Annotated in this window: 12 protein-coding genes; 2 read left to right on the top strand and 10 right to left on the bottom strand. The window is 60.3% G+C overall.

The annotated features are described in order from the left end of the window. Nucleotides 1-53 precede the first annotated feature (53 nt). From gltP to CXQ82_RS00540, 4 genes are all read right to left on the bottom strand, one after another. Nucleotides 54-1,385 carry a glutamate/aspartate:proton symporter GltP gene (gltP, locus tag CXQ82_RS00555; RefSeq protein ID WP_101265187.1) on the bottom strand — a complete coding sequence of 444 codons (1,332 nt, stop codon included), beginning with the start codon at nt 1,383-1,385 and terminating at the stop codon, nt 54-56. 759 nt (nt 1,386-2,144) lie between these two features. Further along, nucleotides 2,145-2,609 carry an inhibitor of vertebrate lysozyme family protein gene (locus CXQ82_RS00550; protein ID WP_101265185.1) on the bottom strand — a complete coding sequence of 155 codons (465 nt, stop codon included), beginning with the start codon at nt 2,607-2,609 and terminating at the stop codon, nt 2,145-2,147. 2 nt (nt 2,610-2,611) lie between these two features. Continuing rightward, entirely contained in the window at nt 2,612-2,776 is a 165-nt protein-coding gene (locus tag CXQ82_RS00545) for a DUF1328 domain-containing protein (protein ID WP_003170804.1), read from the bottom strand. A gap of 81 nt (nt 2,777-2,857) precedes the next feature. Further along, the gene (locus CXQ82_RS00540) at nt 2,858-3,157 is read right to left on the bottom strand and encodes a hypothetical protein (RefSeq protein ID WP_101265182.1); all 300 of its coding nucleotides are present in this window, start codon (nt 3,155-3,157) and stop codon (nt 2,858-2,860) included. 378 nt (nt 3,158-3,535) lie between these two features. On the opposite strand from CXQ82_RS00540, the gene algB reads away from it, so the two are divergent. Both algB and CXQ82_RS00530 read left to right on the top strand, forming a co-directional pair. Then, entirely contained in the window at nt 3,536-4,882 is a 1,347-nt protein-coding gene (gene algB / locus CXQ82_RS00535) for a sigma-54-dependent response regulator transcription factor AlgB (RefSeq protein WP_101265179.1), read from the top strand. A gap of 10 nt (nt 4,883-4,892) precedes the next feature. Next, a complete protein-coding gene (locus CXQ82_RS00530; RefSeq protein WP_101265177.1) occupies nt 4,893-6,680 on the top strand; it encodes an ATP-binding protein in 1,788 nt (595 codons plus the stop codon). Nucleotides 6,681-6,696: 16 nt separating this feature from the next. Here CXQ82_RS00530 and CXQ82_RS00525 read toward each other — a convergent pair whose 3' ends face one another. From CXQ82_RS00525 to CXQ82_RS31525, 6 genes are all read right to left on the bottom strand, one after another. Next, complete coding sequence (locus CXQ82_RS00525; RefSeq protein WP_101265175.1) at nt 6,697-7,473, bottom strand: N-acetylmuramoyl-L-alanine amidase; 777 nt, start codon at nt 7,471-7,473, stop codon at nt 6,697-6,699. 88 nt (nt 7,474-7,561) lie between these two features. Then, nucleotides 7,562-9,649: a diguanylate cyclase gene (locus CXQ82_RS00520; protein WP_101265173.1), complete on the bottom strand. Its 2,088-nt coding sequence runs from the start codon at nt 9,647-9,649 to the stop codon at nt 7,562-7,564. Next, a complete protein-coding gene (locus tag CXQ82_RS00515; RefSeq protein WP_101265171.1) occupies nt 9,646-10,524 on the bottom strand; it encodes an endonuclease/exonuclease/phosphatase family protein in 879 nt (292 codons plus the stop codon). The genes CXQ82_RS00520 and CXQ82_RS00515 overlap by 4 nt, the downstream gene beginning before the upstream one ends. Nucleotides 10,525-10,534: 10 nt before the next feature. Further along, complete coding sequence (gene dsbA, locus CXQ82_RS00510; RefSeq protein ID WP_101265169.1) at nt 10,535-11,170, bottom strand: thiol:disulfide interchange protein DsbA; 636 nt, start codon at nt 11,168-11,170, stop codon at nt 10,535-10,537. Nucleotides 11,171-11,338: 168 nt separating this feature from the next. Next, nucleotides 11,339-11,944 carry a cytochrome c4 gene (locus tag CXQ82_RS00505; protein ID WP_101265166.1) on the bottom strand — a complete coding sequence of 202 codons (606 nt, stop codon included), beginning with the start codon at nt 11,942-11,944 and terminating at the stop codon, nt 11,339-11,341. A 33-nt stretch (nt 11,945-11,977) separates the two neighbouring features. Next, a complete protein-coding gene (locus tag CXQ82_RS31525; protein ID WP_241089000.1) occupies nt 11,978-12,187 on the bottom strand; it encodes a cytochrome in 210 nt (69 codons plus the stop codon). Between the last annotated feature and the right edge of the window lie 116 nt (nt 12,188-12,303).

Below are 12,303 nucleotides of genomic sequence, written 5' to 3'. Positions count from 1 at the left end.
CAGAAACGACAAACCCCGGATTTTCCGGGGTTTGTGTAGGAACAGACGATTGATCAGCCGCGGCTGGTTTCGCCGGCCGGCAGCGCTTGCTTGCTGCGCCAGTGCGGCAGGGAATTCCAGTAGCGCTCACCCTTGGCGTCGTCGTACATGCCTTCCCAACGGGAGATAACCAGTACGGCCAGGGCGTTGCCGATCACGTTCAGGGCAGTACGCGCCATGTCCATGATGCGGTCGACACCGGCGATGAAGGCCAGGCCTTCCAGCGGGATGCCAACGCTGCCCAGGGTGGCCAGCAGCACCACGAAGGACACGCCCGGCACGCCGGCGATGCCTTTGGAGGTGACCATCAGGGTCAGCACCAGCATCAGTTGCTGGCCGACCGACAGGTCGATGCCATACAGCTGAGCGATAAAGATCGCCGCGATGCTCTGGTAGAGAGTCGAGCCGTCGAGGTTGAACGAGTAACCGGTCGGCACCACAAAGCTGCAGATCGCTTTCGGCGCGCCGTAGGCTTCCATCTTCTCGATCACGCGCGGCAGCACGGTTTCGGAGCTGGCGGTGGAGTAGGCGAGTACCAGCTCATCCTTGAAGATGCGGATCACCTTGAGGATCGAGAAGCCAAACAGGCGCGCGATCAGGCCCAGCACCGCGAAGGCGAAGAACAGGATGGCCACGTAAACCAGGATCACCAGCTTGGCCAGCGGCAGCAGGGAGGCGAAGCCGAAGTTGGCGACGGTCACCGCGATCAGGGCAAATACACCGATAGGGGCGTACTTCATGATCATGTGGGTGACTTTGAACATGCTCTCGGACACGCCCTGGAACATGGTCACCAGCGGCTCGCGCAGCTCCGGCTTGAGGCTCGACAAGCCCAGCCCGAACAGTACGGAGAAGAAGATGATCGGCAGCATTTCGCCACGGGCGACCGCCGCGAAGATGTTCGACGGGATCAGGTTGAGGATGGTTTCGATGAACGCATGCTCGTGCTGCACTTCGGCGGCGGTGGCCTGGTACTTGGAAATATCGACGGTACCCAGGGTACTCATGTCGATGCCGGCGCCCGGGTGGAACAGGTTGGCCAGCAACAGGCCGACCACGATGGCGATGGTGGTGACGATTTCGAAGTAAAGGATGGTTTTGACACCGATACGCCCGAGCTTTTTCGCATCACCCACACCGGCAATGCCGACGATCAGCGAGGAAATCACAATCGGGATCACGATCATCTTGATCAGGCGGATAAAGATATCGCCCGCTGGCTGCAACACATTGCTGATCCACCAGGCTTTTTCAGCACTGAAATGGTTGAGCACTGCACCGATTGCGATCCCCAGCACCAAACCGATGAGGATCTGCCAGGCGAGGCTTAGCTTTGCCTTCTTCATGTCATTACCCTTACTTCAAGTGGACGTATGGCAAATGCGCCAGCTGCAACGCTCGAGAGCGAAAAAGTGTGTGCATCAGCCTCCATGGAAGGTCACCGCAGCGTGGCCGAAATGGCTTACTGGCAGGCGAAAAAAGGCGCAACTATTCCCATGCAAGGGAGCGACGTCTAATGCCGTAAACGCCTACCCTATGCCGAATCGGCATGACTTTTTTGCATAATAACTGTCCGAACGGTCAGTTCAAATGCGACAAATTGTCCGGCGAATATGCCGTGAACCGGCCAAATCAGGCTCGCGCAGAGATTCTGGACGACTTTGACCCGCTGGCAGAAATACCCGGAAATTCAACGAGCCAACGCCAGAAATGTCCTGTGGCAAGGGCGAAACTTTCTCGATAGATGGTCACTCGGACACACCAGGTAACGGTTAGTCACCAGCGAAAAAAGAATTCTCGGCTATGGGTGGTATTAGGGAGATATGGGGGGATAAGGGAGAGGTAGCAGACGCGGGGATAAATGTCATAAGCCCGCCGCAAGTTCAGCAAGCTTGAGGCTTGTGAACCTGCGTCGCAGCTTTTCGCCTGACCCGGCCCTTTCGCAGGCACTCCCTGTACCCGTAGGTCACGCCGATCTCGATTGATCAGAGCAACCCGGCCCCCTGGTCATGCACCGCCCTTGGCGGGCGGCGCAAACAGAAAGAAGAGAGGGGCTTCTTTCTATGGACGCTGGTCCTGCAGACGACACACGCGCCGCACAGAACCTAGTACCAATTCGGATCTTTCTTCAGCTGTTCCATCAGCAGCTTCTGCATGCCTTCATCCGGCTTACCGATAAAACGGTAATCGGCGTGCCGAGTAGGGGACTTGTCCGACGGCAAACCGGCCGGTACTTCCACCAACATGGCGTAGGCATCTTCCTTGTCGAGGCTGAAGGCGACGATCAGGCGCTTGTTCAGGCACGTGTCTGCAGTTTCACAGAGCGGCCCTACCAAGTACTTGTCGCCATCCTCTTCCACGGCATTCATTTGTTCGGCCGTGCCCGACAGGTTCATCACCCATTCCGGCAGGCGCTCTTCTTTCTTCACCACGCCTTGCCAGGTTTCGCGGTACTGCGGGTCCGCACTGAGCAACTCGTTGGCCCGCGATTGGCCGTCATTGGCGGCCATCGCCAGGCCGCTGCCGCCCAGGAGCAGGGCGGCAGCAATGGCTTTAAGGGAAGGGGTCATGTTCAGCCTCGGCCGCGACGACCAAAGAAGAACGACGCAATGAACATCACCAGGAAGACCACAAACAGAATCTTGGCGATACCCGTAGCGGTGCCCGCGATACCACCGAAGCCCAGCACTGCAGCCACAATGGCGATGATCAGAAATGTGATTGCCCAACTCAACATGGTGATTCTCCTTACGCTTTTATAAGAGTTAACAGCGGTAGTGCCGTACGGACGCCGATTAAAAGCGACCGCTTTTCTTGCCTAGAACACCCAACGTTCTTGGGTGGGCAGCTCGCCCAGAGTCGAATCCTGATCGGCTACGCGCAATTGCGGGGCGCTTACCTCGGCACTGACGCTGCCGACGGAATGGCTCTGGATCGAGCTGAAATGGGTTTGCGTCATGGCTGGACGTTCGAATTGCGGGACTTGCTGCTGACCCTGCTGCCAATGCTGCATCTGCTGACCACCAATCAACGTGACCATCAGCGCCAGGCTGGCAAACAGACCTTGCTGCAGGCGCAGTGGCGATACACACAGTTGGTTGAGGCTTTGGCGAGTCATGCTGCTTGTCTCCCGCATTCTGATTATTCGTTGGGAGAGCTATTGCAGAGCGCATGCCAGCTTTTTTACAAAATAAAACTCAATAAAATCAATGATTTAAATATATGCATTAGGTGAACCCTCTAGCATCCTGCACGATGCCCCCTTACACGCCGTGCGAAATGCACGATGGTCAGTGGTCGGGCGAAGGGATCGAAAGTGGATAGTGCGTTGCCGAAGTGGCAAGACGGCATGAAAACGCCATTAGACGGGGCTTTGTAGGACGACATACAGATACCTGCACGACGTTGGCTTTTATCGATCAGAATAAACCATGCAACTTGCCCGATTATTCCGGGACTAAGCAAAGATCACTCACAGTTAAGGAGCGCAGGACAGATGGAATCAGCCAAGGAACTTCAAGGCCGCATTCTTTTAGTGGATGACGAATCCGCGATCCTCCGCACCTTCCGTTATTGCCTGGAAGATGAAGGCTATACCGTGGCCACCGCCAACAGCGCGGCCCAAGCCGATGCCCTGATGCAACGCCAGGTGTTCGACCTGTGCTTCCTCGACCTGCGGCTGGGCGAGGACGATGGCCTGGTGGTACTGGCCCAAATGCGCATTCAGGCGCCCTGGATGCGCGTGGTAATAGTGACCGCCCATTCGGCTGTCGACACCGCCGTGGACGCGATCCAGGCTGGCGCCGCCGACTACCTGGTAAAACCTTGCAGCCCCGACCAGTTGCGCCTGGCCACCGCCAAGCAGCTGGAAGTGCGCCAGCTCTCCGCGCGCCTGGAAGCCTTGGAAGGCGAAGTCCGCCAACCCAAGGACGGCCTCGATTCGCACAGCCCTTCGATGATGGTGGTGCTGGAAACTGCGCGCCAAGTGGCCAATACCGACGCCAACATCCTGATCCTGGGCGAGTCCGGCACCGGTAAAGGTGAGTTGGCCCGTGCCATTCACGGCTGGAGCAAGCGTTCGAAGAAATCCTGCGTGACCATCAACTGCCCGTCGCTGACCGCCGAGCTGATGGAAAGCGAGTTGTTCGGTCATAGCCGCGGGGCCTTTACCGGCGCCAGCGAAAGCACCCTGGGGCGCGTCAACCAGGCCGACGGCGGCACGCTGTTTCTCGATGAAATCGGCGACTTTCCGCTCACGTTGCAACCCAAGTTGCTGCGTTTTATCCAGGACAAGGAATACGAGCGCGTGGGTGACCCGGTTACCCGGCGCGCCGACGTACGCATCCTGGCGGCCACCAACCTGAACCTGGAAGACATGGTGCGCGACGGCCGCTTCCGTGAAGACTTGCTCTACCGCCTCAACGTAATCACCTTGCACCTGCCGCCGCTGCGCGAACGCAGCGAAGACATCCTGGCCCTGGCCGACCGCTTCCTGGCGCGCTTCGTCAAGGAATACGCGCGGCCGGCACGGGGTTTCAGCGATGACGCACGCGAAGCGCTGCTGAACTATCGCTGGCCGGGCAATATCCGCGAACTGCGCAACGTGGTCGAACGCGCGAGCATTATCTGCCCCCAGGAAAAAGTCGAAATCAGCCATCTCGGCATGGCCGAGCAACCGACCAACAACGCGCCGCGTATCGGCGCCGCACTGAGCCTGGACGAACTGGAAAAAGCCCATATCGGCGCCGTACTGGCCACCAGCGACACCCTGGACCAGGCCGCGCGTACCCTCGGGATCGACGCATCAACCCTGTATCGCAAACGTAAACAGTACAACCTGTGAGCTGTACCCTATGAAGCTAGCGATGAAACTGCGCACTCGTTTGTTCCTGAGTATCTCAGCGCTGATCACCGTCGCCTTGCTGGGTTTGATCCTGGGCCTGGTGAGCGTCATGCAAATGGCCAAGACCCAGGAATCGCTGATTCGCAGCAACTTCATCACCCTGGACCTGGGGCTCAAACTGCGCCAGAGCCTGGGCGACCAGTTGATCATGATGCTGGAAGAGCGCCCGAACCCCGCGGCCTTGGAAGCCTCGAAGCAGCGCTATTTCGAACTGTTGGACCAAGGCATCGCCCATGAGCAGAGCGACGGCCATGGGACGGGCTTCAGCGAGGCCCGAGGCCAGTACCAGAACCTTTTGGAGGCATTTGACCAATCCCAGCTGCCGCAGCCGCCACCGGGCACCAAGGAAAGACTGACCGACACCTTCAATGTGCTGCGCAATGGCCTGATCAGCGAGCATAAGCAGGCACTTGAGAACATTAGCAACAGCGAGCACCAGTCCCGTGAGCGCGCCCTGCTGATCGCCGGCCTGCTGGGACTCGTCGGGCTTGCCGTGCTGATCATCGGCTTTGTCACAGCGCATGGCATCGCCCGACGTTTCGGCGGGCCGATCGAAGCGCTGGCCAAAGCGGCAGACAAGATTGGCCAGGGCGATTTCGAGGTGACGCTGCCGATCTCTTCGGCGGCGGAGATGAACCAGCTGACGCGGCGTTTCGGCATCATGGCCGAGGCTTTGCGCCAGCATCAGGCAACCAATATCGATGAGCTACTGGCCGGCCAGCAACGCCTGCAAGCCGTGCTCGACAGCATTGATGACGGCCTGCTCATGATCGATCGCCAAGGCCGCCTCGAGCACCTCAACCCGGTGGCGCAGCGGCAATTGGGCTGGGCCGAAGAACGCCTCGGCCAAGGCCTCGGCGAGGCACTTGGGCGCCCCGAGCTGGATGAGCAGCTGCAACTGGTGCTGCGCGGCGGCAACCTGGAACGCGCGCCGGATGATCTGGAAGTGGAAGTCGAGGGCGAACTGCGCCTGCTGACCTACAGCCTGACGCCTGTCAGCCATACCCAGGGGCATATTCTCGGGGCGGTGATGGTGCTGCATGACGTGACCGAGCAACGCGCCTTCGAGCGGGTGCGCAGCGAGTTCGTGTTACGCGCCTCCCATGAGCTGCGTACACCGGTCACCGGTATGCACATGGCGTTCGGGCTGTTCCGCGAGCGCGCCAAGTTCCCCGCCGACTCCCGTGAAGCCGACCTGCTGGATACGGTGAATGAAGAAATGCAGCGCCTGATGCAGTTGATCAACGACCTGCTCAACTTCTCGCGTTATCAGAACGGCCTGCAGAAACTTACCCTGGGGCCGTGCGACGTCACCGATCTGCTTGAGCATGCGCGTGCGCGCTTTGTGGAGCCGGCGAATGCGCAGCACATCGAACTGCTGGTAGAAGCACAATCTGACCTGCCCCGACTGTATGCCGACCAGGCCCAGCTGGAACGGGTACTCGACAACCTGCTCGGCAATGCCCTGCGCCATACCGCCGAAGGCGGGCAGATCCGCCTGCAGGCGCGTCGCCATGGCGAGCGGGTGATCATCAGCGTCGAGGACAACGGCGAAGGCATCGCCTACGGGCAGCAGGGGCGGATCTTTGAGCCCTTCGTACAAGTGGGCCGCAAGAAAGGCGGCGCCGGCCTGGGGCTGGCGCTGTGCAAGGAGATCGTGCAATTGCACGGCGGCCGCATGGGCGTGTATTCGCGTCCAGGGCAAGGCACCCAGTTCTACATGGCACTGCCGTTGTAGGCCCGCGTCTACAGGCTTAACCGCGGTTCAATGCGCGCAGGATCGCAGCACTTTCCGCATCTGGGGCGCCATCAAACAATGCCGGCCGGAAATGCATCTGGAACGCGGCAATCACGTGGCGCGTCGCCACATCCAGTTCCCCGGTCTGCGGTGTCTGGTAGCCCAAATGCGCCAGCTCTTGCTGGAACCAGCTAATGCTTGGCAGCTCGGCGGCGTATTGCACCTGGAAACGCGCCACCGCCTGCGCATCCGGCCACACGCCCAAGCCTTCATCGGCCAGATGCTTCCAAGGGAACAGTGGGCCCGGGTCGAGTTTGCGCAGGGGCGCGATATCGCTGTGCCCAATGATGTTCTTGGGGTCGATGCCGTTACGCTGGCTGATGTCCTTGAGCAACACCACCAGGGATTTCACTTGCGCCTCCGAGTACGGGTACCACAAGCGGCCGGTCGGTGTGTCCTTGTAGCCAGGGTTCACAATCTCAATGCCGATGGAGCTGGAATTGAGCCAGGTACGCCCCATCCATTCGCTTTCCCCGGCATGCCAGGCGCGCTTGCTCTCATCGACCAGCTTGTAGACGGTGGCGGAGGCGTCATCGCCGATCAGGTAATGGGCACTGACCTGGCCGTGGGTGAGCAGGGCCAGGGAGCGTTCCAGGTTGGTCGAGGTGTAATGGACGACCACAAACTGCACCCGGTTGTCGTAGTTGACCGAAGGGTGGCTGGTGTCCAGGCGCGGGCCACTGGCGCAGCCCGCGAGCAGGAGAAACATAAAGGCGAAGCACAAGGATTTCATGGCAGAAGGCATTACGCTGAAGACGATAATGCAACAGTGTAACGTACCGTTTGGACCCCGGCGGTCAAATTACAAAATGGAACATCTTTTATGCCGCCTGCACCTGGTTGCGCCCTGCAGCCTTGGCCCGGTACAACGCCGCATCCGCACGTTTGAGCGCCAAGTCGCTGCGCTCGCCCGGCTGGAACTGCGCCACGCCCATGGAAACCGTGATCGTCACCGGCTCACCCTTGAAATGAAACGGGCACGCTTCGATCGCCGCGCGCAGCACGTCGCCTGCCGCCAGGGCGTCCGTCAGGGCTGAGTTCGGCATCAGCAGCACAAACTCTTCACCGCCAAACCGCGCGATAAAGTCGTTCGGGCGCAGGCGCTTGCGCAGCACGTTGGCGATAATCTTCAACACCTTGTCCCCGGCAAGGTGGCCATAGCCATCGTTGATACGCTTGAAGTGGTCCAGATCCAGCATCGCCAGCGACAGGCTGTTGCCGCGCTGGTGCCAGAGGTTGACCTCTTGGTCGAGGCGCTCGCTCCAGGCCGCGCGGTTGGGCAGCCCGGTCAGGGGGTCGATCAGGGCTTTCTGCCGCTGCACTTCGAGGTGTTCGCGATAGCCTTGGGCTTCCTGCTCCATGTGGGCGACGCGCTCGGCCAAGCCCTTCAGGCGCGCCGCCACTTCCTGCTCGCGCTGGTCACGTTGATGCTGGTGCTCGTCCATGGTGCCAAGCAAGCCTTCGAGGTGGCTTTCCAGCACATGCTTGAGGCTGTCCAGGTCGGCAGCTTCTTGCACACTGCTTTGCAGGCCATCGACCTGTTCACGGATCTGCGTGTCCAGCTCACGCGCGGCGGAGCTGCTGTCGGCGTGGCCGTCGCTGGCAACCTGCAAGTGGCCCTGAAAGGCTTCGAGGCGCTCGTTGAGCTGCTTGAGGTAGGCCTCGAACTCATGCTGGCCGCTGTCGGTGATCGCCAGCATCAGCACCGCCAGGTCATCGAGGATCGGCAGCAGTTCGTACCAGTTCAAGCCGTGCGCCAAGCGCTCGCGCATGGCTTCGGCCTGGGGTCGATGGCGCTCGGGCAACGACAGCTCTTCCAGCAGGCCGAGCAGGGTGTCTTCGATGTGCTTGGCCACGGAGCTATAGGACGGCTCCGGCGAATCCGGCAAGGAGTAGGGGCCGTCCGATTGCATTTCGTCGGGATCGGGCTCTTCGGTCTCCAGTACGGGAGGCAGCGACAGGCTGCCGATAACCGTCTCATCGGGCGTTTCGACCTGGGCCGCTGGCGTTTCGATAAAGGCGGCGAGGGCGCTTTCGGTAGCAGGCTCCTCAGCCTGAGGTTCGGGCGCCTTGGGCTCGGCAGGCACTACGGCCGCTACAGGTACTTCCACTGGCGCCGCTTGCGCCGGGGCTTCGTAGACAAATGTCTCGCCGGCGACCTCGGCCGGCTTGGCCGGTGCTGCGGGCTCCGACTGCACGGCAACCGGCTCTTGAGGCTGCGGCGCAAAGGCGCGCAACGCCTGGGCGAGCTCCTCGGATTGCTCGGATTGCTCGGGCGGCTGGGGCTCGGCTGCTGGTTTGGGCGCAACCGGTTGTGGCGCTTGGCCAGGGGCTGTTTCGCTGGCCACGGTTTCGCCGGCCACCGTCTCGTTCGCGACGTCCTTGGTGCCAAACAGGCGTTGCAACAGGCCCGGTCCAGGGCGTGGCGTTTCGCCGTCCGGCTCGAGGTTATCCAGGGCCTGGCCTTGCAGACCGCTCAACTCGCTGAGCAACAACGGGATCTCACGGGCCTGGCTGACGCGCCCGTCCAGTTGCTTGGCAAAGGTCTTCAGCGGGCGCGCAACCTCACGCGGCAGCGGCAGTTTTTGCAGCTGGGTCACCAGCGAGGTCAGCGCGGTGCTGATCTGCTCCACCCGGGTTTCGCGGCGCTGCTCGGAATCGAGTACGGCTTTTTCCAGGCGCGGCAGCAAGGCCGCGAGCGCCGCGTCCATGTCGTCCGTGCGGACAACATCGCGCATTTCCTTCATGCATTGGTCGACCGCGCGGTCGGTACCTTCAGCCGCCAGCGTACTGCGCACCAAACCTCGGCGCAGCAGGTCGAGGCGGGCAGCCCAGCGGCGTTCGAGCTTTTCTTGTTGCTCGATGCTTTTCAGGTATTTTTCTTTCCAGCGCTGGGCGTCGTCGCTCATGCAAGGGGTCCGCGAGGGCCTGGGCTCAACGCGGGCAATGCATCAGCCGTGAGCGAACCCGGCAGACGAATCTCTACCGCGACCGGCAGGTGATCGGAAATGGGCTGCGCCAGCACCTGCACACTTTCCAGTGTGAGGCTTGGGCTGAGCAGGATATGGTCAAGACAGCGTTGCGGGCGCCAGCTGGGGAACGTGGCTTCGACTTGCGGTGCCAGTAACCCAAGGTCACGCAACGGGGAATTCAGCAGCAGGTCGTTGGCATGGGTGTTCATGTCACCCATCAACACCTGGTGTTTGTAATTGCCGATCAGCTCTCGGATGTAGGCCAGTTGCATGGTGCGGGTGCGTGCACCCAGCGCCAGGTGCATCATCACCACCACCAGGGCCTCAGGGCCTTCGCCAAAGCGCACGAGGATCGCCCCTCGCCCCTTGGGGCCAGGCAACGGGTGATCTTCAATGACGGCGGGCTTCAAGCGGCTGAGCACACCATTGCTGTGCTGCGCCAGGCGCCCGAGGTTGCGATTGAGCTGCTGGTACCAGTAGGGGAAACCACCGAGCTGCGCCAGGTGTTCCACCTGGTTGATATAGCCGGAGCGCAGGCTGCCGCCGTCGGCTTCCTGCAGGGCGACCAGGTCGAAGTCATTCAACAGGTCGCCGATTTTTTGCAGGTTGCCGGCACGCCCATTGTGGGGCAGCAGGTGCTGCCAGCCACGGGTCAGGTAGTGCCGGTACTTTTCGGTACTGTTGCCCACCTGGATATTAAAGCTGAGCAGGCGCAGACGGTTGTCTGCCGGCAAGCCCGTGGATTCCAGGTGATGTTCGTTGACCTGCGGGTCATGCAGGCCAACAACGCGTTCGGTACCCCAGCGGCGCATGGCAGGCCCCTTACTTGGCTGCGCGCTCTTTGGCGATCAGCTGGTCGGCAACGTTGAGGGTCGCTTCAGGACCACCGGTAGTGCCCAGGTCGAAACGGTACTTACCGTTGACGATCATGGTCGGTACACCTTGCACGCCATACTTCTGCGCGAGTTCCTTGGCCTGCTTGATCTGGCCCTGGATAGCGAAGGAGTTGTAGGTGGCCAGGAACTTGTCCTTGTCGACACCCTGGGTGGCAACGAAGTCAGCCATTTCATCCGGCTTGGTCAGGCGCTTGCCTTGTTTCTGGATCGCGTCGAATACCGCGTTGTGGACCTTATGCTCCACACCCATGGCTTCCAGGGTCAGGAACAGTTGGCCGTGAGCATCCCATGGGCCGCCGAACATGGCTGGAATGCGCTTGAAGTTGACGTCGGACGGGAGTTTCTCAACCCATGGGTTGATGGTCGGCTCAAAGGCGTAGCAATGCGGGCAGCCATACCAGAACAGCTCCACCACTTCGATCTTGCCCGGTACCGATACGGGTACAGGGTTGGCCAATTCAACATAGGTTTTACCGGCTTCAAGCGGCACGTCGGCAGCTTGTGCGGTCATGCCGAAGAGGCTGGCAGTGACGAGAGCGGCGCTGAGGATCAGATTACGCATGCTTTACTCCTGGACAAATAAAGTCGCCTCACGCGACCTTTGTTGTGACAGGTCTACGCGGGCATGAGTTCGTTAGTGTAACGGCACCGGCCACAAAAAAGGGCGGCCTGGGCCACCCTTTTTATGCTTGCATCGATGGATTAATCGAGCGTTAACCTGGCGCCTGGATCAGTGCAGGCCCTGGATATACTGCGAAACCGCTTCGATGTCCTTGTTGCTCAACTTGCCGGCGATGCTTTGCATGATTTTGGTATCGCCATCGTTGGTGCGATTACCTTCACGGAAGTCCGTCAGCTGCTTGGCAACGTACTGCGCGTGTTGCCCGCTCAGGTGCGGGAAGCCGGCTGCGGCAAGCCCCGCGCCATTGGGCGAGTGGCAACCGATGCAGGACGGCATGCCTTTTTCCAGGTTGCCACCACGGAACAGTTCTTCACCGTGTGCGACTTGTTTAGGATCGGCAGCTCCCACACTGCCTTTCTGGCTGGCAAAATACGCCGCGATGTCTGCCAGGTCCTGATCGCTGAGGTTGGTCAGCAAGCCGGTCATTTCCAGCACCGTGCGCTTGCCGTCCTTGATGTCGTGCATCTGCTTGGTCAGGTAACGTTCACCCTGGCCCGCCAGTTTGGGGAAGTTCGGCGCCGGGCTGTTACCATCCGGTCCGTGGCAAGCACCACATACGGCGGCTTTCGCCTGACCCGCTGTAGCGTCGCCTGCAGCATGGGCAACACCGGTGATGCCCAAGGTCAACAGCAGACTCACGATCAGTTTGTTCATCAGCTAATCCAACTACGGCTAAGGGTTTAAGAGTTATCTACCGGGTTTACTCACCATCAACTCGTTGATGGCCTGGTAATCCTCAGTACTGCAGTCCATGCACAAACCACGCGGCGGCATTGCCTTGAAACCCTGGGTCACGTGTTGCCTCAGCGCGGCCACGCAAACTCGGTTGTACAGCGCCTCCGGTTCCTGTGTAGCCTGAGCGCCAAAAAGCGGGACCAGGACACCAAAAGCGCGCAACCATCAGGTCATACATCGACCTTTTCAGGGTTTGAGAGCGTTTTGCGTTCTAATGCGCAATAAAGGTCTTTCGCTCCCGTGAACTTCATCCTTCGCTGGGACAAAACACACACAAA

This window comes from Pseudomonas sp. S09G 359 (assembly GCF_002843605.1).
GTDB lineage: Bacteria > Pseudomonadota > Gammaproteobacteria > Pseudomonadales > Pseudomonadaceae > Aquipseudomonas.
Note: the sequence above shows the minus strand (reverse complement) of the source record. Positions and strands in the feature narration are given on the sequence as shown.

Bases quoted from the DNA above. Each gene is read 5' to 3' on its own strand.
- CXQ82_RS00525 (WP_101265175.1), bottom strand. From the start codon at position 7,473: ATGAAATCCTTGTGCTTCGCCTTTATGTTTCTCCTGCTCGCGGGCTGC.
- dsbA (WP_101265169.1), bottom strand. From the start codon at position 11,170: ATGCGTAATCTGATCCTCAGCGCCGCTCTCGTCACTGCCAGCCTCTTC.
- CXQ82_RS00545 (WP_003170804.1), bottom strand. From the start codon at position 2,776: ATGTTGAGTTGGGCAATCACATTTCTGATCATCGCCATTGTGGCTGCA.
- gltP (WP_101265187.1), bottom strand. From the start codon at position 1,385: ATGAAGAAGGCAAAGCTAAGCCTCGCCTGGCAGATCCTCATCGGTTTG.
- CXQ82_RS00505 (WP_101265166.1), bottom strand. From the start codon at position 11,944: ATGAACAAACTGATCGTGAGTCTGCTGTTGACCTTGGGCATCACCGGT.
- CXQ82_RS00520 (WP_101265173.1), bottom strand. From the start codon at position 9,649: ATGAGCGACGACGCCCAGCGCTGGAAAGAAAAATACCTGAAAAGCATC.
- CXQ82_RS00530 (WP_101265177.1), top strand. From the start codon at position 4,893: ATGAAGCTAGCGATGAAACTGCGCACTCGTTTGTTCCTGAGTATCTCA.
- CXQ82_RS00540 (WP_101265182.1), bottom strand. From the start codon at position 3,157: ATGACTCGCCAAAGCCTCAACCAACTGTGTGTATCGCCACTGCGCCTG.
- algB (WP_101265179.1), top strand. From the start codon at position 3,536: ATGGAATCAGCCAAGGAACTTCAAGGCCGCATTCTTTTAGTGGATGAC.
- CXQ82_RS00515 (WP_101265171.1), bottom strand. From the start codon at position 10,524: ATGCGCCGCTGGGGTACCGAACGCGTTGTTGGCCTGCATGACCCGCAG.
- CXQ82_RS00550 (WP_101265185.1), bottom strand. From the start codon at position 2,609: ATGACCCCTTCCCTTAAAGCCATTGCTGCCGCCCTGCTCCTGGGCGGC.